General features: G+C 77.5%; 1 protein-coding gene. It reads left to right on the forward strand.

Annotation, left to right across the window (positions count from 1 at the left end; all coding sequences use genetic code 11):
• A partial coding sequence (locus L0B03_RS18785) for a Rossmann-like and DUF2520 domain-containing protein (RefSeq protein ID WP_250448633.1) occupies positions 1-659 on the forward strand: 659 nt, incomplete at both ends.

Consider the following 659-nt stretch of genomic DNA (forward strand, 5'->3'; position numbering starts at 1 on the left):
GGGGTCGGGGTGGTCGGCGCGGGCCGGGTCGGATCGGTCCTGGGCAGCGCGCTGCGCCAGGCGGGCCACGTCGTCGTGGGCGCGAGCGGCATCTCGGCGGCGAGCCGCGACCGGATCGAGACGATGCTGCCGGGGGTCCCGGCCCTCGAGGTCCCTGCCGTGGTCGAGCGGGCCGAGCTCGTCCTGCTCACCGTGCCCGACGACGCCCTGGCGGACCTGGTCTCGGGACTCGCACGGCTCGGCGCGTGGCAGCCCGGGCAGATCGTGGTGCACACCGCGGGGGCCTTGGGCACCGGGGTGCTGGCCCCGGCCCGGGCCGCCGGGGCCATCCCGCTGGCGATCCACCCCGCGATGACCTTCAGCGGCACCTCCCTCGACCTGAGCCGCCTGGTCGGCTGCAGCTTCGCGGTGACCGGGCCCGGCCCCGTGCTGCCCATCGGTCAGGCCCTCGTGGTCGAGATCGGGGGCGAGCCCGTCCTCGTCGGCGAGGAGGCCCGCCCCCTTTACCACGCGGCCCTCGCCCACGGCGCCAACCATCTGGTGGTCCTCGTGGCCCAGGCCGCCCAGGCCCTCGCGGCGGCCGGGGTCGAGCAGCCCGACCGGGTGCTGGGCCCGTTGCTCTCCGCGGCCCTCGACAGCGCCGTGCGCACTGCCGCGAC

The organism is Actinotalea sp. C106 (genome assembly GCF_023630195.1).
In the GTDB taxonomy this organism is placed as follows: Bacteria; Actinomycetota; Actinomycetes; order Actinomycetales; family Cellulomonadaceae; genus Actinotalea.